Source organism: Streptomyces aurantiaciflavus, assembly GCF_049808595.1.
Lineage (GTDB): Bacteria > Actinomycetota > Actinomycetes > Streptomycetales > Streptomycetaceae > Streptomyces.
Window position 1 is genome coordinate 231,993 of the sequence record NZ_JBNCAQ010000009.1, and the last position, 24,251, is coordinate 256,243.

At 71.4% G+C, this 24,251-nt stretch carries 20 protein-coding genes; 11 read left to right on the top strand and 9 right to left on the bottom strand.

The window, feature by feature from the left end; translation table 11 throughout:
• Nucleotides 1–6: 6 nt before the first annotated feature.
• On the bottom strand, nucleotides 7–846 hold the full coding sequence (locus ACPT94_RS13245; protein ID WP_360334568.1) for a hypothetical protein: 840 nt from the start codon (nucleotides 844–846) through the stop codon (nucleotides 7–9).
• 49 nt (nucleotides 847–895) lie between these two features.
• The gene (locus ACPT94_RS13250) at nucleotides 896–1,645 is read right to left on the bottom strand and encodes a hypothetical protein (RefSeq protein WP_425245896.1); all 750 of its coding nucleotides are present in this window, start codon (nucleotides 1,643–1,645) and stop codon (nucleotides 896–898) included.
• Nucleotides 1,646–1,844: 199 nt separating this feature from the next.
• Here ACPT94_RS13250 and ACPT94_RS13255 point away from each other — a divergent pair, with 199 nt between their 5' ends.
• The 4 genes from ACPT94_RS13255 to ACPT94_RS13270 all read left to right on the top strand — a co-directional run bounded on the left by ACPT94_RS13255 (nucleotide 1,845) and on the right by ACPT94_RS13270 (nucleotide 7,170).
• Nucleotides 1,845–2,615, top strand: coding sequence for an SDR family NAD(P)-dependent oxidoreductase (locus tag ACPT94_RS13255; RefSeq protein WP_360334734.1), 771 nt, complete (start codon nucleotides 1,845–1,847; stop codon nucleotides 2,613–2,615).
• A 99-nt stretch (nucleotides 2,616–2,714) separates the two neighbouring features.
• Nucleotides 2,715–3,833 carry an LLM class flavin-dependent oxidoreductase gene (locus ACPT94_RS13260; RefSeq protein WP_425245897.1) on the top strand — a complete coding sequence of 373 codons (1,119 nt, stop codon included), beginning with the start codon at nucleotides 2,715–2,717 and terminating at the stop codon, nucleotides 3,831–3,833.
• A 158-nt stretch (nucleotides 3,834–3,991) separates the two neighbouring features.
• Nucleotides 3,992–5,722: an N-acyl-D-amino-acid deacylase family protein gene (locus tag ACPT94_RS13265; protein ID WP_425245898.1), complete on the top strand. Its 1,731-nt coding sequence runs from the start codon at nucleotides 3,992–3,994 to the stop codon at nucleotides 5,720–5,722.
• A complete protein-coding gene (locus tag ACPT94_RS13270) occupies nucleotides 5,719–7,170 on the top strand; it encodes an aldehyde dehydrogenase family protein (RefSeq protein WP_360334580.1) in 1,452 nt (483 codons plus the stop codon). Before ACPT94_RS13265 ends, ACPT94_RS13270 begins: the two co-directional genes overlap by 4 nt.
• A 12-nt stretch (nucleotides 7,171–7,182) precedes the next feature.
• Here ACPT94_RS13270 and ACPT94_RS13275 read toward each other — a convergent pair whose 3' ends face one another.
• Nucleotides 7,183–7,575, bottom strand: a complete 393-nt coding sequence (locus ACPT94_RS13275) for a nitroreductase/quinone reductase family protein (RefSeq protein ID WP_425245899.1) — start codon at nucleotides 7,573–7,575, stop codon at nucleotides 7,183–7,185.
• An 83-nt stretch (nucleotides 7,576–7,658) separates the two neighbouring features.
• On the opposite strand from ACPT94_RS13275, the gene ACPT94_RS13280 reads away from it, so the two are divergent.
• Complete coding sequence (locus ACPT94_RS13280; protein ID WP_425245900.1) at nucleotides 7,659–8,486, top strand: endonuclease/exonuclease/phosphatase family protein; 828 nt, start codon at nucleotides 7,659–7,661, stop codon at nucleotides 8,484–8,486.
• Between the two features lie 90 nt (nucleotides 8,487–8,576).
• Nucleotides 8,577–10,751: an FG-GAP-like repeat-containing protein gene (locus ACPT94_RS13285; RefSeq protein ID WP_360334589.1), complete on the top strand. Its 2,175-nt coding sequence runs from the start codon at nucleotides 8,577–8,579 to the stop codon at nucleotides 10,749–10,751.
• Between the two features lie 69 nt (nucleotides 10,752–10,820).
• Here ACPT94_RS13285 and ACPT94_RS13290 read toward each other — a convergent pair whose 3' ends face one another.
• Complete coding sequence (locus tag ACPT94_RS13290) at nucleotides 10,821–11,117, bottom strand: hypothetical protein (protein ID WP_425245901.1); 297 nt, start codon at nucleotides 11,115–11,117, stop codon at nucleotides 10,821–10,823.
• A gap of 483 nt (nucleotides 11,118–11,600) precedes the next feature.
• Here ACPT94_RS13290 and ACPT94_RS13295 point away from each other — a divergent pair, with 483 nt between their 5' ends.
• From ACPT94_RS13295 to ACPT94_RS13305, 3 genes are all read left to right on the top strand, one after another.
• Nucleotides 11,601–12,476, top strand: coding sequence for an LLM class F420-dependent oxidoreductase (locus tag ACPT94_RS13295; protein ID WP_425245902.1), 876 nt, complete (start codon nucleotides 11,601–11,603; stop codon nucleotides 12,474–12,476).
• Nucleotides 12,477–12,544: 68 nt separating this feature from the next.
• Nucleotides 12,545–15,157 carry a bifunctional FO biosynthesis protein CofGH gene (locus tag ACPT94_RS13300; RefSeq protein ID WP_425245903.1) on the top strand — a complete coding sequence of 871 codons (2,613 nt, stop codon included), beginning with the start codon at nucleotides 12,545–12,547 and terminating at the stop codon, nucleotides 15,155–15,157.
• Nucleotides 15,158–15,230: 73 nt separating this feature from the next.
• Nucleotides 15,231–15,812, top strand: coding sequence for a hypothetical protein (locus ACPT94_RS13305; protein WP_360334601.1), 582 nt, complete (start codon nucleotides 15,231–15,233; stop codon nucleotides 15,810–15,812).
• A gap of 37 nt (nucleotides 15,813–15,849) precedes the next feature.
• On the opposite strand, the gene ACPT94_RS13310 is transcribed toward ACPT94_RS13305, so the two are convergent.
• Nucleotides 15,850–16,362, bottom strand: a complete 513-nt coding sequence (locus ACPT94_RS13310) for a DUF2165 domain-containing protein (protein WP_425245904.1) — start codon at nucleotides 16,360–16,362, stop codon at nucleotides 15,850–15,852.
• 146 nt (nucleotides 16,363–16,508) lie between these two features.
• A complete protein-coding gene (locus tag ACPT94_RS13315) occupies nucleotides 16,509–17,129 on the bottom strand; it encodes a DUF4352 domain-containing protein (RefSeq protein ID WP_425245905.1) in 621 nt (206 codons plus the stop codon).
• 333 nt (nucleotides 17,130–17,462) lie between these two features.
• Between ACPT94_RS13315 and ACPT94_RS13320 the strand changes: the two genes are divergently transcribed.
• Nucleotides 17,463–18,581, top strand: coding sequence for an ADP-ribosylglycohydrolase family protein (locus ACPT94_RS13320; RefSeq protein WP_360334610.1), 1,119 nt, complete (start codon nucleotides 17,463–17,465; stop codon nucleotides 18,579–18,581).
• 56 nt (nucleotides 18,582–18,637) lie between these two features.
• Here the strand turns inward: ACPT94_RS13320 and ACPT94_RS13325 are convergent, their stop codons facing one another.
• Both ACPT94_RS13325 and ACPT94_RS13330 read right to left on the bottom strand, forming a co-directional pair.
• Nucleotides 18,638–20,209: a sodium:solute symporter family protein gene (locus ACPT94_RS13325; RefSeq protein ID WP_425245906.1), complete on the bottom strand. Its 1,572-nt coding sequence runs from the start codon at nucleotides 20,207–20,209 to the stop codon at nucleotides 18,638–18,640.
• Between the two features lie 172 nt (nucleotides 20,210–20,381).
• Nucleotides 20,382–21,167 carry an SDR family oxidoreductase gene (locus ACPT94_RS13330; protein WP_425245907.1) on the bottom strand — a complete coding sequence of 262 codons (786 nt, stop codon included), beginning with the start codon at nucleotides 21,165–21,167 and terminating at the stop codon, nucleotides 20,382–20,384.
• A gap of 95 nt (nucleotides 21,168–21,262) precedes the next feature.
• Here ACPT94_RS13330 and ACPT94_RS13335 point away from each other — a divergent pair, with 95 nt between their 5' ends.
• The gene (locus tag ACPT94_RS13335; RefSeq protein WP_360334618.1) at nucleotides 21,263–22,114 is read left to right on the top strand and encodes a hypothetical protein; all 852 of its coding nucleotides are present in this window, start codon (nucleotides 21,263–21,265) and stop codon (nucleotides 22,112–22,114) included.
• Nucleotides 22,115–22,204: 90 nt separating this feature from the next.
• Here the strand turns inward: ACPT94_RS13335 and ACPT94_RS13340 are convergent, their stop codons facing one another.
• Nucleotides 22,205–24,085, bottom strand: a complete 1,881-nt coding sequence (locus ACPT94_RS13340) for a DUF8823 domain-containing protein (RefSeq protein WP_360334621.1) — start codon at nucleotides 24,083–24,085, stop codon at nucleotides 22,205–22,207.
• Nucleotides 24,086–24,251 lie beyond the last annotated feature (166 nt).

Here is a 24,251-nt window from a genome sequence, read left to right on the forward strand (position 1 = left end):
TCATGGCTATGGCGCGGGAACTTCCGAGAGCGGTATTTCCACGTCGGTGACCGCGTCGCCGCCCTCACCGAATCCGGGCTCCGCGCGGAGGTCGGCGACGCTGCCGCCGCCGTCCTCGGCGCTGTCGGTCCGCGCGCCGCCGCCGGAGGAATTCAGGATCGCGTCGGCCTCGGGAGTGCCGCATTTCACGTTGCGTAGCCAGAGGCGGCCGTCCGGAGTTCCGTTCCTCAGGATCTGCGGATAGAAGACGTGGACGGTGGCAGCGCCCTCGCTCGGTGCGAAGAACACCTTCTGACCGCTCTGCTCCTCCTTGTAGGTGGCCCTGAGGAATCCGCTCACGTCGGTGCGTTTCGCGGACCACATGAAGAAACCGATACTGTCCGGCTGCACGGTGTCCGACCTGCTGAACTGCAGGCTGGTCGTCTTGTCGTCACGCGTGATGTTGATTTCCGAGGTGTTGAACTTCACGCCGATCTCGAAGAACGAGTTTCCCAGTTTGGTGTCGGCCGCCGCGGTGAAGCCGTCCTCCAGCTGAATGGTTCTGGTGACGGATGTGCTGACACTGAAGGTGTTCGTCGCCGCGGCCGTCGCTCCGCAGTTGTCGGTCACCGCCGAGACGCGTTGGTTGGGGCCGAGGCTGTTCCTCTTGAACTGGACGTCGACGAACTCGCAGTTCTCCAGTTCGCCGGAGTCCGCGGCGCAGTCGGCGGTCACCTCGGAGGGGGTGGCGGCGCCCGCCTGGTTCATCAGCGGGACGACCACCGCGAGGGCGGCCACCGGGGCCAGGACGAGGGTGACGCGCTTCTTCCTGCTGCGGTGGCTTCTCGGACGGTCGGCGCGGGTCATGATGGTCTCCTGTGGGGGTAATGGCTGGTCGAAGGGGTGAGATCGGGGGTCAGCAGTCCTCGAGGACGGCCTTGGAGGTGCCGTCCACCACACCGGGGGCGCCCGCGGCGCCCGGCAGCACGACGGGGCCCTCGACGACCTCCGGCGCCACGAAGTTCTGCTCGGGGGTGGCGTTGGTGACGGTCGTCGCCTCGCGGGCGTCGATCCGCACCCGCCACTCTCCGGTCATGCGCTGCATCTTCGGCGTGAACTCCATGTGGAGCACCTTGCCGACCGGTACTTCGCGCTGTTCCGTGGTTCCGGCGGTCGCCGACTTCACGGTCATGTCCAGGGTGCCTTTGTGCTTCAGCCAGGATCCGCTCAACAGCCCGAAGAGGCCGCCACCGCCCCCCTGTTGGGTGACGGTGTACTTGCCCTGTCCCTGTGCCGCCGTGGCGGACCAGGTGATGGACACCTTGGCCGGCTGGGTGGCGTTCGGCTCGCAGTTCGGGAAGTCGATCGAGGCCTTTTCGGTGGGGCCGTCGAAGGTCTCGAACTTCGTCTCGACGAAATCGCAGTTGTCGGACCCGAAACTCGGTCCGGCGATGGGATGCCCGCCGAAGTCGCTGATGGACTGCTGCTTGCCGTTGAGTACCTTGGCCCTTTTGCACAGGTCCATGATCTGCGCCGGGGTCTTCGACTCCTGTGCCGCGTTCGCCGACGGCAGCAGCGCGACGACGACACCACCGGTCGCGAGCGCCGCACCGACGGCGACGAACCGGATCTTCTTGTTCTTGAACTTCCTGCTTCTTTTGGCCATGCCGTGTTCCGCTCTTGGGGGTGTCTTTGCCTTTCGACTGTGGATTATTGGCGTTCTGCACAGGCTGTGGACAGAGTCAAATGTCCCAACCGGCAGGTCACTTGATGTGTGCTTGTGCAATCCTCCGACGTATATCTGACGTATCGTCAGATACCCCGCTACGATGCCGATCCAGCGAAGCGATGCCAGGGAGGCCGGCATGGGCAAGCTCGACGGGCGGGTCGTCCTCGTCACCGGGGCCGCGCGGGGCCAGGGCGAGCAGGAGGCGCGGCTGTTCCGGGAGGAGGGTGCGCAGGTCGTCGTGGCCGATGTGCTCGACGAGCAGGGTCGGGCGGTCGCGAAGGAGATCGGAGCGCTCTACGTCCACCTGGACGTGGGCGACGAGCAGGGCTGGCGGTCGGCCGTACGCGAGGCCAAACAGGCGTACGGCCACCTCGACGGCCTCGTCAACAACGCCGGCATCCTGCGCTTCAACACCCTCGTCGACACGCCCCTCGACGAGTTCATGCAGGTCGTGCAGGTGAACCAGGTCGGCTGCTTCCTGGGGGTGCGGACGGTCGCGCCGGAGCTGACCGACGGCGGCACCATCGTCAACACCGCCTCCTACACCGCGCTGACCGGCATGGCGGCCGTCGGCGCGTACGCGGCGACCAAGCACGCGATCGTCGGGCTCACCCGGGTCGCCGCCCTGGAGCTGGCGGCGCGGGGCATCCGGGTCAACGCCATGTGCCCCGGCGCCATCGACACCGCGATGTCCAACCCGGCCGTCCTGGACCCGGCGGCGGACGCCGAGGAGACCGTGAAGGCCCTGGACGGGCTGTACCGCAAGCTCGTGCCGCTGGGCCGGATCGGCCGCCCGGAGGAGGTGGCCCGGCTCGCGCTGTTCCTCACCTGCGACGACTCCTCCTACATCACCGGGCAGCCGTTCGTGATCGACGGGGGGTGGCTGGCCGGGGTGAGCATCTTCTGACGGTCAGTCAGCTATTGACGGTGCATGCGCCCGGTGCCACAGTCGGCGGCAAGCCAATCTGACGAGGCGTCAGAAATGAACTGGGGACGGTGAACCTCCTTGGAATTCGGGCTCTTTGTACAGGGATACGTCGGCAAGCGCGCCGAGACCGACCCGCTCGCCGAGCACAAGGCGCTGATGGAGGAGACCGAGTACGTCATCCAGGCGGACCGCTCCGGCTTCAAGTACGCCTGGGCCTCCGAGCACCACTTCCTGGAGGAGTACTCCCACCTCTCCGCCAACGACGTCTTCCTCGGCTACCTCGCCCACGCCACGCGGCGCATCCACCTCGGCTCCGGGATCTTCAACCCGCTGGCCCAGGTCAACCACCCCGTGAAGGTCGCCGAGAAGGTCGCCATGCTGGACCACCTCAGCGAGAACCGCTTCGAGTTCGGCAGCGGGCGGGGAGCGGGCAGCCACGAGATCCTCGGCTTCCTCCCCGGCATCACCGACATGAATTACACCAAGGAGATCTGGGAGGAGACCATCGCGGAGTTCCCCAAGATGTGGCTCCAGGACGAGTACGCCGGCTTCCAGGGCAAGCACTGGCAGCTCCCGCCGAGGAAGGTGCTGCCCAAGCCGTACGGCAAGTCGCACCCCGCGATGTGGTACGCGGCCGGGTCGCCGCCCTCGTACGCGATGGCCGCGCGCAAGGGGCTCGGGGTGCTGGGCTTCAGCGTGCAGAAGGTCTCCGACATGGAGTGGGTGCTGGAGCAGTACAAGACGGCGGTCGTGAACGCCGAGCCGATCGGGGACTTCGTCAACGACAACGTGATGGTGACGACGACCGCGATCTGCGCGCCGACGCACGACGAGGCGATACGGATCGCCGTCGACGGCGGTCTGCACTACCTGCCGTCGCTGGTGTTCCGGTACCACGACACCTTCCCGCGGCCCGAGGGCTTCCCGGTGTGGCCGGAGACGCTGCCCGAGTACACCGCGGAGTTCGTGGAGCTCCTGGTGGAGGAGGAGCTGCTGATCTGCGGGGATCCGGACGAGGTGCTGCGGCAGTGCAAGCGGTGGGAGCAGGCCGGCGCCGACCAGCTGTCCTTCGGACTGCCGGTCGGGGTGCCGAAGGAGGAGACGCTGCAGACGATCCGGCTGATCGGGGAGCACGTGATTCCGAAGATCGACACGGATCCGGTTCACCGGACGACGCGGTTCCGGCAGGCCGCCTGATCGCCATCGCGGGGTGCGGGTCGTCTCTGGCCGGCCGCTCCCCCACTCTCGGCTCCGCTCGAGCGGGGGGACCCCCATCGCGGCGGAGCCGCATATCGATACAGCCCCGCGCGCCCCTGGGCGGGCCCACCGCGCCGACATTCAAGGAGGCAAGGTCCATGCTCGATCACGTCATCAAGGGCGCGACCGTCGTCGACGGCACCGGCGGGCCCGCCCGCGTCGCCGATGTCGGAATCCGGGACGGCCGTATCGCCGCGATCGGGGTGGTCACCGAGGAGGCGAGGTCCGTCGAGGACGCCGCCGGCCTCGTCCTCGCCCCCGGCTTCGTCGACCCCCACACCCACTACGACGCCCAGCTCTTCTGGGACCCTTACGCGACCCCCTCCCTCAACCACGGGGTGACGACGGTCGCCGCCGGCAACTGCGGTTTCACCCTCGCGCCGTTGCACCCGTCCCGCCCCGAGGACGCCGACTACACCCGCCGCATGATGTCCAAGGTGGAGGGGATGTCCCTGGTCGCGTTGGAAGAGGGGGCGCCCTGGAGCTGGAGCTCCTTCGGGGAGTATCTGGACGCGTTGGAGGGGCGGATCGCGGTCAACGCCGGTTTCATGGTGGGGCACTGCGCGTTGCGGCGGTATGTGATGGGGCCGGACGCGGTGGGCGGGCAGCCGAGTGAGGAGCAGTTGGCGCGGATCGTGCGGCTGCTGCACGAGGCGATGGACGCGGGGGCGTGGGGCTTCTCCACCACCCAGTCGACGACCCACTCCGACGGCGACGGGCAGCCGGTGGCCTCCCGGCACGCCACGCCGCACGAGCTGCTCGCCCTCTCGCAGGCCGTCGGCGAGCACGAGGGCACCCAGATCGAGGCGATCGTCGCCGGCTGCCTGGACCAGTTCAGCGACGCCGAGATCGACCTGTTCGTGGAGATGAGCGCGACCGCCGGACGCCCCCTGAACTGGAACGTCCTCACGATCGACTCGGCCGTTCCCGAACGCGTGCCGAGGCAGCTGATGGCGAGCGAGCGGGCCAGGAAGGCGGGCGGGAGGGTGGTCGCCCTCACCATGCCGATCCTGACCCCGATGAACATGTCCCTGGGCACCTTCTGCGCGCTCAACCTCATCCCCGGGTGGGGCCCGATCCTGGGCCTGCCCGTCCCCGAGCGGATCGCGAAGCTCCGTGACCCGTCCGTCCAGGCCGAGATGGTGCGCCGCGCCGAGTCCAAGGAGGCGGGCGTCTTCCGCCGGCTGGTGAACTTCGGGCGGTACGTCATCGGCGACACCTACAGCGAGGCGAACCGGGGCCTGACCGGCCGGGTGGTACAGGACATCGCGGCGGAACGCGGCCAGGAACCCTTCGCCTGCCTGGTGGAGATCTGCGCGGCCGACGAGCTGCGTACGGTCCTGTGGCCCATGCCCACGGACAACGACCCGGCGTCCTGGGCGCTGCGGGCGGAGACCTGGCAGCACGAGGACGTGCTGCTGGGCGGCTCGGACGCCGGCGCGCACCTGGACCGCATGTGCGGCGCCCCGTACACCACGCGCTTCCTCGGCGACTGTCTGCGCGGCCGGAGGCTGGCGGGTCTGGAGCAGGCGGTGAAGATGCTGACGGACGACCCGGCGCGGCTGTTCGGCCTGCGCGAGCGGGGGAGGGTCCAGGAGGGCTTCCACGCCGACCTGGTCCTCTTCGACCCCGAGCGGATCGACGCCGGACCGGCGACCCTCGTGCACGATCTGCCCGGTGACAGCCCTCGGCTCGACTCCAGGGCGCTCGGTGTGCGGGCGGTCTGGGTCAACGGGGTGGAGGCGATCCGGGACGACGTGGTGACCGGGGCGGTGCCGGGGCGCGTGCTGCGTTCGGGGCGGGACACGCGGACGGTGGCGACGAAGTGAGTGAGCGGGAGCGTCTGTTCATCGGCGGCCGGTGGGTCGATCCGGACGGCGGCCACTACGAGGTGACCGACCCGGCGACCGAGGAGGCCGTCGGGTGGGCGCCGGAGGCCTCGCGGGATCAGGTGCTCGCGGCCTGCGCCGCGGCCCGCGAGGCCTTCGGCCCGTGGTCGCGTACGGCCCCGGAGGAGCGGGCGGCGGTGCTGGCGCGGGCGGCGGACGTCATCCGCGGCAACCTGGTGCCGTACGCCGAGCTCGCCCGGGCGGAGACGGGCGCGACGACCGGGACGGCGCGCGGGATGCAGGTCGGGGTGGCCGCCGCCCGCTTCCGGCGGTACGCGCGCGTGGAGCCCGCCGAGTGGGCGATCCCGCCGCAGATCAACGAGGCCGGGCCGATGGGGAGGGCGGGCGTGTTCGGCGCGCTCGCCGTCCGCCAGCCCGTAGGGGTCGTCACCTGCATCACCTCCTACAACAACCCGTGGGCGAACACGGCCGGCAAGGTCGCCCCGGCGCTCGCGATGGGCAACACGGTGGTGGTGAAGCCGGCCCCGCAGGACCCGCTGTCGGTCTACCGGATGGCTCAGGCGCTGGAGGCGGCGGGCGTGCCGCGGGGCGTGGTGAACGTCGTCTCCGGCCGCGGGGCCGAGATCGGCGAGACGGCCGTGGCCTCCCCGGACGTCGACATGGTGAGCTTCACCGGCTCGACGGCGGTGGGGCAGCGCATCGGCGAGGTGTGCGGGCGGTCGATGAAGCGGCAGCTGATGGAGCTGGGCGGGAAGGGCGCGGCGGTCGTCCTCGACGACGCGGACGTCGCCTCGGCGGTCGCCGGCATCGGCACGACGTTCTCCTTCTACAGCGGCCAGATCTGCACGGCGCCGACGCGGGTGCTGGCGCAGCGCGGTGTCTACGACCGGGTGGTGCGGGGCCTGGCGGCCTACGCGGCCCGCCTGAAGGTGGGCGACCCGAGGGACCCCGACACGGTGGTCGGCCCGCTGATCTCGGCCGCCCACCGCGACCGGGTGGAGGCGTACGTCGAACTGGGCCGCAAGGAGGGCGCGGCGGTGGTGACGGGCGGCGAACGCCCGCCCCTGGAGCGGGGCTTCTACACCTCCCCGACCCTCCTGGCCGACTGCACGAACGACATGCGGGTGGCCCGGGAGGAGATCTTCGGCCCGGTGGTCGTGGTGATCCCCTTCGAGGAGGAGGACGAGGCAGTGGCCCTCGCCAACGACTCCGACTACGGCCTGATCGACTACGTCTGGTCGGGTGACGTGGCGAGGGCCTTCCGGGTGGCGAGGCGGCTGCGGGCGGGCGGCGTCGGGATCAACACCGTCGGCCGCAACATGGAGGCGCCGTTCGGGGGGTTCAAGAGGAGCGGGGTGGGGCGGGACGTCGGCTCGTACGCGCTGCACGCCTACAGCGAGGTGCAGGCGATCGTCTGGCCGGGGTGAGGGGCGTCCGGATCAGTCCCCCAGGTCCACCCGCACCGTCAGCAGATCCGTCCCCAGCGCCCGCACCGCCGTGCTGTTGAGCCGGGGGAGGGCGCGCAGCCGGGCGACGGCGTCGTCGTCGGGCAGGAGGTGCGCGGTGCCCGCGTGCCACCGGCCTCCGATCCGCACCCGCACCCGCGGGTCCGCCTGGATGTTGCGGACGTACTGCGACCGCACCCCGAACTCCGACACCAGCCAGAAGGAGTCACCGACGCGCCGGCCGCCCACCGGCGTCTGCCGGGGCAGACCGGAGACGCGGCCGGTGGTCTCCAGGACGGTCTGGAGGGGGAGGCGGCGCAGCAGCGGGTTCATGCGCCGCTGGACGGCGGTGGCGGCGCGGAAACGGAGGTCGTCGAGGCGGGACATCGTCTGTGCAACTCCTTCACACCACAGGCTCGAACTGTTGCTTCAATGGTGGCCGACGCGCGGGAGAGAGCGGGTGGCTGCGGATGCGGGTCGTGACCTGGAACCTGTGGTGGCGCTTCGGGCCGTGGGAGGCACGGCAGAAGGCCATCCTCACCGTGCTGCGGGAACTGCGCCCGGACGTCGTGGGGTTGCAGGAGGTGTGGGCCGCGGGCGGGGAGAACCTCGCGGAGTGGCTCGCCGGCGAGCTGGGCCTGGACTGGGCCTGGGCGCCGTCCCACGCGCCCGAGCGCTGGCAGCGGCGGATCGGGGACGCGTCGGTGCACATCGGCAACGCCGTACTGAGCAGATGGCCGGTGGCGCGGCAGGAGGTCCTCCCGCTCCCGGCGCCCTCGGACGTGGACGACGGCCGCGCCGCCCTCCACACCCGGCTGGCGCATCCCGCCCACGACATCCCGTTCTTCACCACCCACCTCACCTCCCAGCTGCACGCCTCGGCGCTCCGCTGCCGCCAGGTCACCGCCCTCGCCGAGTTCGTCGCCCACCACCGCGGCGACACCCCGTTCCCCCCGATCGTCACCGGCGACTTCAACGCCTGGCCCGACTCCGACGAGATCCGCCTGTTCGGCGGCTACCGGACGGCCCCGCCCGTCCCCCGCCAGGTCTTCCTCGACGCCTGGGAGTACGCCGACCCGGCCGCCCCGTGGGCCACGTGGGACGCGGCGAACCCGTACGTGGCGACCGGCGGCACGCCGAGCGCGCGGATCGACTACGTCCACATCGGGGTCGGCGGCCCGGTCCGCGTACGGGCGGTGCGGCGGGCCGGGGACGGGCCGGTGGACGGGGTGTGGCCGTCCGATCACGCGGCGGTGGTGGTGGACCTGGACGGGGGCGAGGCCGGCGCACTGTCCTGACGATCATTCAGTTCTGTACAACCCGCGGGGAGCCCTGAGGGTCATAGCTTCCGAGACGAAGACGGGACTCTCGTCCGACAGGGGGCTCACATGACCACCCGCACGATCAGACACACCTCGCTCACGATCGGAACCGCCGTCGCGCTGGCGGTCGGTGGTCTCGGTCTCTCCCCGGCGCCCGCGGCGGCCTCGCCGGAAGCGCCGCGAGTGGCCGAGGACGAGATCGTGTTCCCGCTCGGCACCAGGGGCGACCTCAACGCGTACATCGCGAGCCTCGCGCTGGGCGGCGGGAAGCTCAGTGTGCTGGGGACGGCCGACCCCGAGACGGATCGCGGGCTGTGGGAGTTCGACCTCCCGGCCGTCGGCACCCCGCAGCCGGGGCCCCGGAAGCTCGCGGCCCCCCACGTCTGGACGAACTACCCCTGCGAGGGCGTCGACCCCGCGGAGTACACGTGCAGCGCGTTCTACTCCGAACTGTGGGCGCTCGGCGACGGCCGGGTCGGCTTCATGACGCCGTTCGGGGGCCAGGACGCCCTCGGCGGCGGGGCGCCCGAGAGCAACATCCGGCTCGGCCCGTTCGGCTGGGACTCCCCGGACCGTGTGGTGGCGGCCGGCGGTTCGTACATCGCGATCAACGACCAGGGCGTGCAGCGCATCGGCTCCTTCGACCCGGGCGTGCCCGACCCGGGGCAGATCCACACCCGGTCGGTCACCGCGGTGTCCATCTGGGGCACGAAGATCTGGAAGCCGGGCAGCACCGCCGGCACGGTCAACTCCTACGACCTGGTCACCAAGGCGAACTCGGCGAACGTGGCGCTCGGCTCCGGCTGCGTCCCCGACGACCTGCAGGCGGTCGGGCGGTGGCTGTACTGGCGCTGCTCCGCGTCGGACAAGGCCGGGGTGTGGGACCACAGCACCGGCAAGAACATCCCCGTGCCCGGTGCGCTGCCCGCCAAGGTCGGCGACGGCTATCTGGTCCAGAAGTCCGAGGACGGGCGGACGGTGACCCTCACCGACTTCCACCTCGGCGGCGGCCACCCGGCCACCACCACCCCCTTCTTCACCGTCCCCGAGGGGACGTGGACGAGCACGCTGTCCGTCGACCGGTACGGCGGCCATGTGGCCTACTACGACAGCGAGTGGATGATCCACATCCGACCGGTGACGGTGCCGCGGTCGCAGATCAGCCTGTTCGACTGGCGCACGGACGCCACCGTGGACCTGCGCACGGCGAGCGACCCCCTGTGGGAGGGCACCTGGCGGCTCACCCGCCCGCCCGCGTCCTGGAAGCTCACCATCAAGGACGCGTACGGCGCCACCGTCCGCACCCTCGCCGGCAGCTCCCACGAAGGCGCGGCCATCCGCACCTCCTGGGACGGCAGGAACGACGCGGGCGAGAAGGCGGTGAGCGGTCGCTACCACTGGACCATGACCGTGGACCCGGGCGACGGCGGCGCCGTCCGCACCCTCCCGACCGGCGACTTCTGGCTTTCCGGCGGCCGGTCCGCCTTCCGCGACACCGACACCGACGGCTACGGCGAGCTGTTCACGATGACCAGCGGCGGCCTGCTCGAGGCCCACCGGTTCTCCGGCGGCAGCCTGACCACCACCCGCGGCTGGTCCGGCTGGAGCCCGAAGACCCGGTTCGTCCCCGTCGGCGACATGACCGGCGACGGCTGCTCCGACATGCTCAGCAGGACCACCGACGGCAACCTCTACCGGTACTCCGGCGGCTGCACCGGCGTCTTCCTGCCCGACGCCGAGCGCACACTGGTCGGCTCCGGCTGGGGCGGCTTCGACGCCATCGTCGCCGCCGACGACTTCACCGGCGACCACCGCCCCGACCTGCTGGCCCGCCAGGCCGCGTCCGGCGACCTCTACCTGTACAAGTCCAACGCGCAGGGTCGCATGGACCCGGGTGTGCGCGTCGGCACCGGATGGAAGGGCTACACCGTCGTCGGCGCCGCCGACGTGACCGGCGACGGCATCGGCGACCTCATCGCGCGGGACTCCGGCGGCGAGCTGTGGCGCTACGACGGCAACGGCACGGGCGGCTTCAAGCCGCGGACGCTGGTGTTCCAGGACTGGGGCGCCGGCCGCGACGCGATCGTCGCGGTCGGCGACGTGACCGGCGACGGTTTCCCCGACCTCGTCTCCCGTACCACCGACGGCAAGCTGCTGCGCAACAAGGGCTGGGGCGACGGCACGTTCAGCGCCACCTACGTCCTCGCCACCGGCTGGCAGACGTACAGCGCGCTGTTCTGAGACGGCACTGATCCGACTGGCCGCGTCGCACCTGCCACAGCCAGTCGGACCAGGCCGGCTCGGCACCCATCACGCAGGGCCGCCACCGCCACCGCCGCCACCGCCACCGCCACCGCCTGTGCCGCCGCCACCGCCCATGCCCGGGATGACGATGACCGGGCGGAACCCGGGGCTGGTCTCCGGACCCGAGATGAACGGGACGTTCGGGACGACGACGACCGGGCGGAACCCCGGGCTGGTCTCCGGGCCGGGGAGGAACGGGACCCTCGGGACGACCGGGCGGATCAGGCCGGGCGGGACTGGTTGGGCGTGTGCCGTGGGAGCACCGCAGAACACGGCTCCGGCGACCACCGCGGTGCCGATCACCGCTGTAACTCGTCGGTTTCTGCGCGGGTGTGCCACGTTTTCCTGCCTCTCGTGGGCGCTGGCTTGGCTCACGGGAGCTTTCACCGCGAGGCGGCCGACGACACAGGCCCTTCAGAGCGAACGCCGTGTTCCTCCAGCTCACGGCGGGTGCGTCAGCGGGAGGCTCACGCGAATGGGGCAGGGGTCAGGAGCACGCGGGGCGATGGCCCACGCCGGGCCCACGCGGGGCGACGGCCCACGCCGGGCCGGTGATCGCGAACCTCGGCCGGACCGGCGCCGTCAGTCCGGGACGGACACGCTCGCACCGGTGCGTCGCCGGGCGGGTGGGGAGCTGAACGGCGACCTCCAGGGGGCCCGCCGCTCGTGAGGGGGGCTCACCGACGCCCGCACGCCGATGCCGACCGGTCGGTATGGACAGACGGCCGTTCCGAAGGTACAGATGAGGACGACACCCGCGCCGCCGCGTCGGACGAAAGGCCCACCATGCGCATCGCCGTCACCATCTTCCTCACCGACGAGACGATCACCCCCACCCGCCTCGCCCGTGAGCTGGAGGAGCGCGGCTTCGCCGGGCTCTACCTGCCCGAGCACACGCACATCCCGGTGGAGCGGACCACGCCCTACCCCGCGGGCGGCGACCTGCCCCGCGAGTACGGCCGTACCCTCGACCCGTTCGTCGCCCTCGGCCAGGCGGCCGCCGTGACGGAGAACCTCGGGCTCGGCACCGGCATCACGCTCGTCGCCCAGCACGACCCGATCGACCTCGCCAAGCAGATCGCGACCCTGGACCATCTGTCCGGCGGCCGCTTCACGCTCGGCCTCGGCTACGGCTGGAACGTCGAGGAGGCCGCCGACCACGGCGTCGAGTGGCGTACGCGCCGCGAGCTCGTCCGGGACCGGATGGCGTTGATGCGCGCCCTGTGGTCCGAGGAGCCGACGGCCCACGAGGGGCAGTTCGGTTCCGTCCGTGCCAGCGAGGCCCATCCCAAGCCCGTGCAGAAGCCGCGCGGCCCGGTCGTCGGCCCCCGCACCCTGCTCGGCGGCGCCGCGGGGCCGAAGCTCTTCGCCCACATCTGCGAGTACGCCGACGGCTGGCTGCCCATCGGCGGGCGCGGTCTGTCCGAGTCCCTGCCGGCCCTGCGCGCGGCGTGGGCCGACGCCGGCCGCGACCCGGGCGCCCTCCAGGTCGTCCCGTACGCCGTGCATCCGTCCCCCGGCAAGCTCGCCCACTACGCCGAACTGGGCATCGAGGAGGCCGTGGTGCAGCTGCCGCCGGCGGGGGAGACGGAGGTGCTGCGGCTGCTGGACGAGTACCAGGGGTACGTGACCAGCGCGTCCGGCGCCTCCGACACCGTGTGATGACGGCCGGTGACGGACGAATCGGGCGCCCCCGTCGGCCCTGATCAGCTCGAACGTATCCTCAAAGAATGACGACTTCCGCGACCTCCGGAACCGGCCCCGCCGACCGCCCCGGCGGCACCGGCCCCACCGAGAACTCCCTGCGTCGCGCCCTCAAACGTGCCCGGGACGGCGTCGCCCTCGACGTCACCGAGGCGGCGGTCCTGCTCCAGGCGCGCGGCGAGCGCCTGGAGGACCTGGCCGCGTCCGCCGCCCGGGTGCGGGACGCGGGCCTGGAGGCGGCCGGCCGCCCCGGCGTCATCACGTACTCGAAGAGCGTCTTCATCCCCCTCACCCGGCTGTGCCGGGACAAGTGCCACTACTGCACGTTCGTCACCGTGCCCGGCAAGCTGCGGCGCGCCGGGCACGGGATGTTCATGTCCCCCGACGAGGTCCTCGACATCGCCCGCAAGGGCGCCGCCCTCGGCTGCAAGGAAGCCCTCATCACTCTCGGCGACAAGCCCGAGGAGCGCTGGCCGGAGGCGCGGGAGTGGCTCGACGCGCACGGCTACGACGACACGATCGCCTACGTCCGCGCCGTCTCCATCCGCATCCTGGAGGAGACGGGCCTGCTCCCTCACCTCAACCCGGGCGTGCTGACCTGGACCGACTTCCAGCGCCTCAAGCCCGTCGCGCCCAGCATGGGCATGATGCTGGAGACGACCGCGACCCGCCTGTGGTCCGAGCCCGGCGGCCCCCACCACGGCTCCCCGGACAAGGAGCCCGCCGTACGCCTGCGCGTCCTGGAGGACGCCGGGCGCTCCTCCGTCCCCTTCACCTCCGGGATCCTCATCGGCATCGGTGAGACGTACGAGGAGCGCGCGGAGTCCCTGTTCGCGCTCCGCAGGATCTCCCGCGCCTACCACGGCATCCAGGAACTGATCATCCAGAACTTCCGCGCCAAGCCGGACACCGCGATGCGCGGCATGCCCGACGCGGAACTCGACGAACTGGTCGCCACGGTGGCGGTGGCCCGCCTCATCATGGGCCCGTCCGCCTGCCTCCAGGCCCCGCCGAACCTGGTCGACAGCGAGTACGAACGCCTCATCGGCGCCGGCATCGACGACTGGGGCGGCGTCTCCCCCCTCACCATCGACCACGTCAACCCCGAGCGCCCCTGGCCGCAGATCGAGGAGCTGGCCGCGCGCTCGGAGGCGGCCGGCTTCAGCCTGCGGGAACGTCTCTGCGTGTACCCGGAGTTCGTCACCCGCGGCGAACCCTGGCTGGACCCGCGCCTCCTGCCGCACGTGCGCGCCCTCGCCGACCCGGAGACGGGCCTGGCGCGGCCCGACGCCGTGGTCGAGGGGCATCCGTGGCAGGAGCCGGAGGAGGCGTTCGAGGCGTCCGGCCGCACGGACCTGCACCACACCATCGACACCGAGGGCCGCACGTCCGACCGCCGCGACGACTTCGACGAGGTGTACGGCGACTGGGGCGCCCTGCGCGAGGCAGCCGTCCCCGGCATGCGGCCCGAGCGCATCGACACCGACGTACGCGAGGCCCTGCGCACGGCGGCCGACGACCCGACGCGCCTGACCGACGCCGAGGCCCTGGCCCTCCTCCACGCCGACGGCCCCGCCCTGGACGCCCTCACCCGGATCGCGGACGACGTCCGCAGGTCGGCGGTCGGCGACGACGTCACCTACATCGTCACCCGCAACATCAACTTCACCAACGTCTGCTACACGGGCTGCCGTTTCTGCGCCTTCGCCCAGCGCCGCACCGACGCCGACGCCTACACCCTCTCCCTGGACCAGGTCGCCGACCGCGCCCAACAGGCCTGGGACGTGGGCGCGGTGGAGGTCTGCATGCAGGGCGGCATCCACCCCGACCTGCCGGGCACGGCCTGCTTCGACATCGCCAAGGCGGTGAAGGAGCGCGTCCCCGGCATGCACGTCCACGCCTTCTCCCCCATGGAGGTCGTCAACGGCGCCACCCGCACCGGCCTGTCCGTCCGCGAGTGGCTGACGGCCGCGAAGGAGGCCGGCCTCGACTCCATCCCCGGCACGGCGGCGGAGATCCTCGACGACGAGGTGCGGTGGATCCTCACCAAGGGCAAGCTGCCGACGGCGACCTGGATCGAGGTCGTCACCACGGCGCACGAACTGGGCATCCGCTCGTCGTCGACGATGATGTACGGCCACGTGGACCAGCCGCGGCACTGGCTGGCCCACCTGCGGACGCTCGCGGGAATCCAGCAACGCACGGGCGGCTTCACGGAGTTCGTGACGCTCCCGTTCATCCACACCAACGCGCCGGTGTACCTGGCGGGCATCGCGCGCCCCGGCCCGACGACGAGGGACAACCGGGCGGTCACGGCGATGGCCCGTCTGCTGCTCCACCCCTGGATCCCGAACATCCAGACCAGTTGGGTGAAGCTGGGCGCGGAGGGCGCGGCGGAAATGCTCCGCTCCGGCGCCAACGACCTCGGCGGCACGCTGATGGAGGAGACCATCTCCCGCATGGCCGGCTCCTCCTACGGCTCCTACAAGTCCGTCAAGGACCTGATCGCCGTGGCTCAGGCGGCGGGCCGCCCCGCGAAGCCCCGCACGACCCTCTACGGCGAGGTCCCGGAGGAACGCCGGCGGGCGGCGGCGGCCTCGGACGGGCATCTGCCGGAGCTGCTGCCGGTGCTGGACTGAGGGCCGGGCGACAGGCGCCTCACAGTACGATGATCCGACCCCCGATATCGGGGGCTGGAGACTGAGGAGATGCGTGCCCGTGGCTGCCCGACGGCTTCCCTCGTGGGCCTGGGTCACCGGTCTGACGGCCGGCGCGATCGTGGCGGTCGCCGTACTGACGGTGCAGGCCGACAAGGGCCCGCATCCGACGGCGACGGCCGTCAAGCCGACCGCGTCGGCCCCGGCGGGTGCGGGTTCCAAGCCCTCGCCGTCCCCCTCCGCGACTCCGGCGGCGGCGCCCGTCCCGGACGGCTCGGGCACGGGCCGCCGTGTCGTCTACTCGCTGGGGCAGAAGCGGGTCTGGCTGGTCGACGCGGACGACGAGGCCCGTCGCACATTCGTCGTCTGGCCGGGCACGGTCGACCCCGACCCGGGCAGCTACACGGTGTCCCTGCGCAAGGACGCCACCACGGGCTCGGACGGCGTCCAGATCGAGCACATCATCTACTTCTCGGCCAAGTCGGGCGTCAACATCGCCTTCTCCAACGCGGTCGACGGCTCGTCCCCGCCACCCGCCTCGGGCACCCGGACCGGCGGCATCCGCATGGCCAAGGCCGACGGCTCCGCACTGTGGGCGTTCGGGGCGACGGGGACGAACGTACGGGTGGTCGACTGAGCCGACCGAACGGAAGCGGTCCGCGGACAGGCTCCCGTCAGTCGTCGTTCCCTGCCGTCCGGCCGAGCGGCAGGTACTGCACGAGCAGCACGATCCCGCTGAAGACGAACACCCGGGTCGCCGCGTCGAGCCCGTTCCAGTCCCCGGACTGCCACATCGCGAACCACTCCCCGCCGATCGCGATGAACCCGCCCCCGAACAGCAGCATCAGCATGAGCAGTCCGTACGTGGACACGCGCCGCGCGCGGTCCAGGTCGCGCCGTGTCCACAGCCACGTCCCGGCGATCAGCACCAGCGCGGCGACGGTCTCCCACACGATGATCGCGACGTACGCCGCGTCCTGAAGTGGCTTGCTGGTGATCGCCCGCCACATCAGATCGTCGTCCTTGAACGTCGTGTCCATGGCGAGGACATGTCTCACGAACTGCTGGTTGGTCCCGAAGTCGGTGATGTTCCCGAAGGCGACGAGAGCGGTGTAGAGGGCGACGGCGGCGGTGAGGAGGGTGGCTGTCAGAGTAACGGCGCGGGCGGTTGGGGCAGTTGAGGTCATGGCAGTCATGGTGAGAGGTCTGCCCGCGACGGCCGTCCGCTCCCGCACACATCGCGCCAGAATGACGAAGGCCCCGCCGCGGGTGGTTTCCGCGGCGGGGCCCGCACCCTCCGCGCGGCGGGCGCGGGGCACTGTTCGCTCCGGGGTCAGGAGACGTCGGCGCGTACCGAGTCGCCCAGGAGGCCGTCGGTGTAGGTCACGTACTTCGCGGTGAAGGCGCCCTTGCCGGTGACGGTGCCGGCGACGTTCTCGCCGCGGGCGAGGGTGACGGTGTCGATCTGGTTCTCGTCGACGGCGAGTTCGGCGGTGTGCTTGGTGCCGTCGGTGCCCGTGATCGTGAAGTACAGCGGGTTCACGTCGATCGGCTCGTCGCCGTTGTTCGTGATCGTGACGAGGACGCTGGTGTAGTCGCCGCCGTCGGCGAGGATGCTCTTCGCGAACGACGTCGTCTTCGCCGTGACGGCCACGGGGGCCTTCGCCTTCGGTTCCGCGTCGGTCACCGACTCGTCCTGCTCCGGCGCCGCGCCCTCTTCCTGGGCGGCGGGCGCACTGCTCCTGGCGCCGGTGGCGGCGGCGTCCATGCCGTCGTCGCCGCCGCTGACGAGGGCGCCGATGATGCCGATGACGACGAACAGGGCGACGACGCCGAGGCAGCCGAGACCGACGATCTTCCCGGTGGGGCTCTTCTTCGGCGGAGGCGGCGGACCCCATCCGGGCTGCTGCGGGGCTGCGAATCCGGGCTGGTGCTGTGGGTACTGCTGGGTCATGGTCTCCCCGAGGCGTGAATGACGACGTGTGGGTGTACGACCCGGGATGAGGCGGTGGCAGTTGCGGCGATTGAGGAGATTCACCCGAAAGTGAGGTTCTGGGCAGAGGTGCTCCTGGGCTCGATCCGGGCTCGGGGAGTCGCCCGACTCGCCGCGCCTTCGTCTTTACCGGCCCTCCATCAGGTCTCCACCCCGCAGCCCCGGTGCAGAGCGGGCGCAGACCGGGCATAGTGGCCGCCGCCGAGACACCCGCGCCGCTCGGCCCTCAACGCCCCGGCCTCCGTCGATTACAGTGACGAACGTCGTACATACGGACGGTGCCAGGAGGGCTTGGTGGGTGCGACAGCCGGCGCCGTCTGGGGCCGTACCGAACAGCAGGACTTCCGTAGCCGGGTGCGGGGCGCATTGCTGGGCGCGGCGGTGGGGGACGCGCTCGGAGCGCCCGTCGACGGGCTGGGGCTGGAGGAGATCCGGCAGGTGGGCGGCCCCGAGGGGCTCGTCGACCTGGCCCCCGCCTACGGTCGCCGGGGCGCCGTCACGCATCTCACCCAGCTCACCCTCTTCACCGTGGACGGCCTCATCCGCGCCCAGGTCCGCCGGGACACCGGCGCCTGGCATCCGCCGACCGATCTGCACCGGGCGTATCTGAGATGGGCGGCCACCCAGCGCGACTGGGGCCCCGACCTGCGCCGCAAGGAAGACGGCTGGCTGGCCCGCGAGGAATGGCTGTACGCCCGCCGCGACCCGACCCGCGCCCTGCTGCTCGGGCTCGGTGACGACACGATGGGCACGCTGGAGTCGCCCAAGAGCCCGGGGGAGGCCGGGCCGGAGGCCACCGCCCGTTCGGCGCCCTTCGGGCTGCTGGTCGGCTGGGAGCCGCAGCTCGTCGTCCAGCTCGCCGTCGAGTGCGCGGCCCAGACCCACGGCCACCCCACGGCGTACCTCTCGGCGGGCGCGTACGCGGTGACCGTGCACGCGCTGGCCCGTGGCGAGAGTCTCGACGGCGCGGTGCAGCGGGCGCTCGCCCTGCTGGCGGCGCGGCCGGGGCACGAGCCGGTGTCGGAGGCGTTGCAGCACGCGCTGGGCGCCGTACGGCAGGGGCTGCCCGGGCCGACGAGGGTGGAGGAGCTGGCGGGGCGGGGGACCGCGGAAGGCGTCCTCGCCGCCGCCGTCTACTGCGCGCTCGTCGCCGAGGACGTCCGCCACGGCCTGCGCCTCGCCGTGAACCACGGCGCGCCCTCCGCCTCCACCGGCGCCCTGACCGGCGGTCTGCTCGGCGCCCTGCACGGCGAGACGGCCCTCCCGCCGGCCTGGCTGGCCGAGCTGGAGGGCCGCCCCACGATCCTGGAACTGGCCGACGACTTCGCGATGGAGATGACCCAGGGCCCGGCCCTGCACAGCCCCGCCGGGGCATCACCGGGATGGATGGCCCGCTACCCCAGGGGCGTCTAGTCCCTCGCGGGCCGGTCCGTCCCCGGCCGGTCCGTCTCCGGCCGGTCCCTCGAGGGCTAGTCCTTCGCGGGCGTCGGCATCACGTCCCGCGGCTCCGGTACGGCGGCTGCCGCGCCCGAGGAGTCGCCGTCCCCGTCCGAGTTGATGCGGTCGATGATCGCGAGCCGCTCCGGTGTGTCCTCCGGCTTCAGGAAGCCGACGAGGACGTACAGCACCAGCGACACCGCCAGCGGCACGGACACCTGGTACTGCAGCGGCACCCCGCCCTCGACGTTCCAGTTGATGGGGTAGTTGACCAGCCAGAAGGCGAGCAGACCCATCGACCAGCTGGTCAGGGCGGCCGTCGGCCCGGAGCGGCGGAAGGGCCGCAGCAGGCCCAGCATCATCGGGATCGCCATCGGGCCCATCAGCCCGGCCACCCACTTGATGACGACGGTGATGATGTCCTTGAACGCGGGCGAGTTGACCTGCGTGGCCGCCGCCATGGACAACCCGAGGAAGACGACGGTCGCGACCCGGGCCACGCGCAGCCCCTGCCCCTGGCTCCAGGTCCGCGCCCTGGGCCACACCACCGGCGCGCAGTCCCGGGTGAAGACGGCGGCGATGGCGTTCGCGTCCGACGAGCACATGGCCATCGTGTGGGAGAAGAACCCGACGATGACGAGGCCCAGCAGTCCGTGCGGCAGCAGCTGTTCGGTCATCAACGCGTACGAGTCCGACCCGTCCGGCTTGTGCGACTCGACCAGCAGCGGCGACATCCACATCGGGAAGAACAGGACCAGCGGCCACACCAGCCACAGCACCGCCGACAGCCGGGCCGACCGCTCGGCCTCCTTCGCGTTGGGCGTGGCCATGTAGCGCTGGGCCTGGTTGAGCATGCCGCCGTTGTACTCGAAGAGCTTGATGAACAGGAACGCCAGGAGGAACACCGTGCCGTAGTCGGCGACCAGCGGCCTGTCGTGGCCCTGCAGCGCCGGCTCGTCCCAGGCGCTGATGGGCCCGAGGCCCTTGTCGCCGAGTTCCATCAGCACGGCGACGAGCATCGCGACACCGGCGAGCAGCTGGATGACGAACTGGCCCAACTCGGTGAGCGCGTCCGCCCACAGCCCGCCGATCGTGCAGTAGACGGCGGTGATCGTGCCGGTGATGAGGATGCCCTGGTTCAGCGAGATGCCGGTGAACACCGACAGCAGGGTCGCGATCGCGGCCCACTTGGCGCCCACGTCCACGATCTTCAGCAGCATCCCCGACCAGGCCAGCGCCTGCTGCGTCTTCAGGTCGTACCGGTTCTTCAGATACTCCAGCGGGGAAGCGACATGGAGGCGTGAGCGGAGCCGGTTGATGCGGGGCGCGAACAGCTTGGAGCCGATGGCGATGCCGAGGGCGATGGGGAAGGACCAGGTGACGAAGGAGGTGACGCCGTGGCTGTAGGCGATGCCGGCGTACCCGGTGAACATCACCGCGCTGTAGCCCGACATGTGGTGCGAGATGCCGGACAGCCACCAGGGCATCTTGCCGCCCGCGGTGAAGAAGTCGCTGACGTTGTCGACCCGTTTGTGGGACCAGACGCCGATGGCGACCATCACGCCGAAGTAGCCGATGAGCACGGCCCAGTCGAGACCGTTCATGTGCCCCCTTCCAGGGTCCGCCGCCAGGGTCAGGCATGTGAACTCTGAGTTCGGCGGCATGCCCACGGCAAGCAAGCGGAAGGTCAAGAGCACGTAAAAAAGTTCTCCGTGATGACTTCAGTTCATAAATCTGAACAGCCACTCGGAGTGGAAATTGGCCGGAATCAGCCCCTCATCGCATCAACTCCCCGGCATTCACCAGCAAGGACTGTCCGGTGATCGCCCGCGCCCGGTCCGAGGCGAGAAAGACAGCCGCGTCGGCCACGTCCCCGTCCGTGGCCAGCTCGGGCAGCGCCATCCGCTCGGCCAGCCGCCCCAGGACCACCTCCTCCGGCACCCCCTCCGTCGCCGCCGTGAACTGCACGTACGCCCGCACCGGCGGCCCCCACATCCACCCCGGCAGCACGGTGTTCACCCGGATCCGGTACGGCCCGAGCTCCCGCGCCAGCGAGTACATCGCGCTGGTCAGCGCCCCCTTCGAGGCCGCGTACGCCGCCTGCCGCACCTGGGACGGAGCCGCCACCGCCGACTGCGTGCCGATGAACACCACCGAACCGCCCCGCACCCGCAGCCCGTCCAGGCAGGCCCGTGTCATCCGCAGCGACCCCAGCAGGTTCACGTCGAGCACCGACTGCCAGGTGGCGAAGTCCGCGTCCTCCAGCCCGCCGAAGTAGGAGTCCCAGGCCGCCACATGCACCACCGCGTCGATCCCCCCGAACCGCTCCCTCGCCAGCCCCGCCAACGCCGCGCACTGCCCCTCGTCGGTGATGTCGGTCGCCCGGTACGCCGTGTGCGTGCCGTCCGGATCGATCTCGGCCGCGCTCTTGGCGAGGTTCGCCTCCGTCCGCGCCCCCAGCACCGCGTTCCCGCCGTCCCGTACGACCGCCGCGGCGACCTGGTGACCGAGCCCGGCGCCGACTCCCGAGACGACGACGGTCCTGCCGGTGAGCAGTGACATGACGACTCTCCTTGCCTCTGGCGCATTATCTGACGGAGCGTCAGAGTATGGGCGACCCGCCGAGGAAGAGGAAGAGGAAGACGGAAGGGAAGGCCATGAGCGAGGAGCCCCGCGAGGAGACCCGCAGCGAGACGTACGCCGAACTGGCCGCCGTCGGCCCCTACGGGGTCCACCCCGGCCACGCCCTGATCACCATGGTCGAACCGCACCCCGGCCACGAGTACGCCTACAACCGCTGGTACGAGGACGACCACTACTACGCCGGCGCGATGGCCATGCCCTGGATGTACGCCGGCCGCCGCTGGGTCGCGACCCGCGACCTCCAACTCCTCCGCTCCCCCGAGAAGTCGGCCCTTGCCGAGCCCGTCACCGCCGGCTGCTACCTCTCCACCTACTGGATCACCGCCGGCCGCTACGACGACCACATGCGCTGGACGGTCTCCATCAACAAGCGCCTCAACCGCGACGCCCGCGTCTACCGCGACCGCACCCACGTCTTCACGGCGTTCCAGGACCACGAGACGACGGTGTACCGCGACGGCGCGGCGGGCCCCCGCGACTTCCACGCCCTGGACCACCCCTACCGGGGCCTGGTCCTCCAGGTCGTCGACGCGGAGTCGCCGCAGCAACGCGCCGACCTCCTCGAGTGGCTGCGCACCCGCCACCTCCCCAGGCGCCTCGCGGGTTCCCCGACGGCGATGGTGACCGTCTTCCGCCCCACCCCCCTCCCCGGCGACCGCATGACCTACGTCAAGCAGGTCGAGGGCGTCGACACCCGCCTGACCCTGCTGTGGTTCCTGGAGACCGACCCGAGGGAGTGCTGGGAGGCCCACTTCACGGGCCTCGGGGAGGCGGTGGGGGAGTCGGGGCTGGGCAGGGTGGAACTGGTGGCGCCGTTCATCCCGACGGTGCCGGGCACGGACCGGTATGTGGCCGACCTGCGCTGACACGGCACGGGCGGGCGACACCCGGGCCCGTCCGGGGGTGGCGGCCCCCGGCAACGCCCGCCTCGGGCCGGGCCCGCCCTCAGCCCACGTTCACTTCAGTTCGTCCGGACACGGGGTGCCCCGACGCCACTGATAAGGCGCGGCCAGCCGATACGTCCCCGCCTTCGGCGCGACCAGCATCGTCCACTTGTCGCCGTCCGCGTCCTCCTGCGTCTCGAACAGGCAGCCGTTGACGTTCTCGTACGTCTTCGGCCGGCCCTCCGGCCGGTCCTTGGACGCCTGTGTCTCCTGCGGCGGCTTCAGGCTCTTGCCCTCCGCGTCGACGATGCTCAGCCACGGCGAGTACGGGATCCGGATCAGGATCCGCCCGGCCTTCTTCACGTCGATCGTCATCTCGCCCTGCGCGGCCCGCTGCACGACCGCGTTCGGCTCGGCGAGCGGGGCCGGATCCGTCACCCGGAACAGCTGCCAGTTGGCGTCGCCCCATATCTGCGTCAGATACGGCAGCCCCCGCTGCACCAGCTCCCGCTCCCGCTCCCCGCCGTCCCCGTCGGGCGCGTCCTTGGGCACGACCACGAAGTGCACGGCCCACCGCTGAAGCCACTCGTGGTAGTTCGCGGAGTTGAGGGTGTCGTCGTAGAAGAGGGGGTTGCGCTCCATGTCGGCCTGCCGGTTCCAGCCGCGGGCCAGGTTCACGTAGGGCGCGAGCGCGGAGGCCTCGCGGTGGGAGCGGGCCGGGACGACCTCCACCCGGCCCTTCTCGGCGCCGACCTCCTGCAACTGGTTCACCAGCGGCGCCAGCTCACGCGCCCAGGACGCCGCCGGCGTCGTACGGACGATGTCGTCGACCGACTTGAAGCCGATCCAGCCGACGAAGAGGGCGGACGACAGGACGATCACGTACCACTTGCGGCTGCGCGGCACCGCGAACGGCAGCGCGGCCATCAGCACCACACCCGCGAACAGCATGGCCAGCCGTGTGATGTTGGACCCGATCTGCGAGCTGATGATCCACACCAGCAGCACGCCGAGCCCGTACACGGCCGCCGTGATCCGTACGGTCTTCCAGTCGCGCGGCACGACGGCGTAGACGACCGCCGAGAACAGCAGCGGCAGGGACGCGGAGCCGAAGGACATCGGCTGGGTGCCGGAGAACGGGAACAGCCAGGCGGAGACGGCGACGACGGCGGTCGGGGCGAGCCCCAGTGCCCAGGCGCCCGGCCGCCGCTTCTGCAGGAACAGCGCGGCGGCCACCAGCCCCACGAAGAGCCCCGCGACCGGTGAGCCCATGGTGGCGAGCGCGGCGAGCGGCGCCGCGCACAGCGCCTTCGCCCACCGTTTGTAGCGCCAGCGGTACGGCCAGCAGAACACGACGGCGACGGCGGCCAGCGCGAACATGTTGCCCAGCCCGAACGTCACCCGCCCCGAGGCCGCGTTGCACAGCAGCGCGAAGACCCCCGCCAGCGCCGGCCACACCGGGTTCCGCACCGGCCGGCAGCGCAGCAGGATCAGCGTCAGCAGCCCCGCCGACAGCGTCCCGGCGATCATCATCGTCGTCCGGACACCGAGGACGGACATCAGATACGGCGACACCACGCTGTACGACACCGGGTGCATACCGCCGTACCAGGCGAGGTTGTACGCGGAGTCCGGGTGCCGGCCGACGAACTCGGCCCACGCGTCCTGCGCCGCCAGGTCCCCGCCGCTGTTCGCGAAGGCGAAGAACCAGATGAGGTGCAGGGCGCCCGACAGGGCCGTCACGGAGAACACGAGATGCCGCCGGAGCCACTCGCCGGCCCGGCGGGCGACGGCTCTCACGCGGGACACCTCCGCGACGGCTTCCCGCTCACCCGTCTTCGGTGCGCGGTCGCGGTCGTGGTCACCGGACTGCGGCGCGGGCACGTGTACCCGCGGGCCGGTGTCCGGGCCCGGACCGGTGTCGTCGGCGCGTGTCGGCTCCGCAGTGGCCACCTGAAGGCACTCCCCGTGTCCCGTCTTCTGCTCTCGGTCGCGTCCCGTTCGCGCCCGCTTCACGGCCGCTTCCCCGCGGCCGCCGACCTGTCCCGTTTCGTGACGCTAGCACGCACCCCGCCGGGCGGCTGCCCTGGCGGGGTGCGGGACGGGTGCGGACGGGACG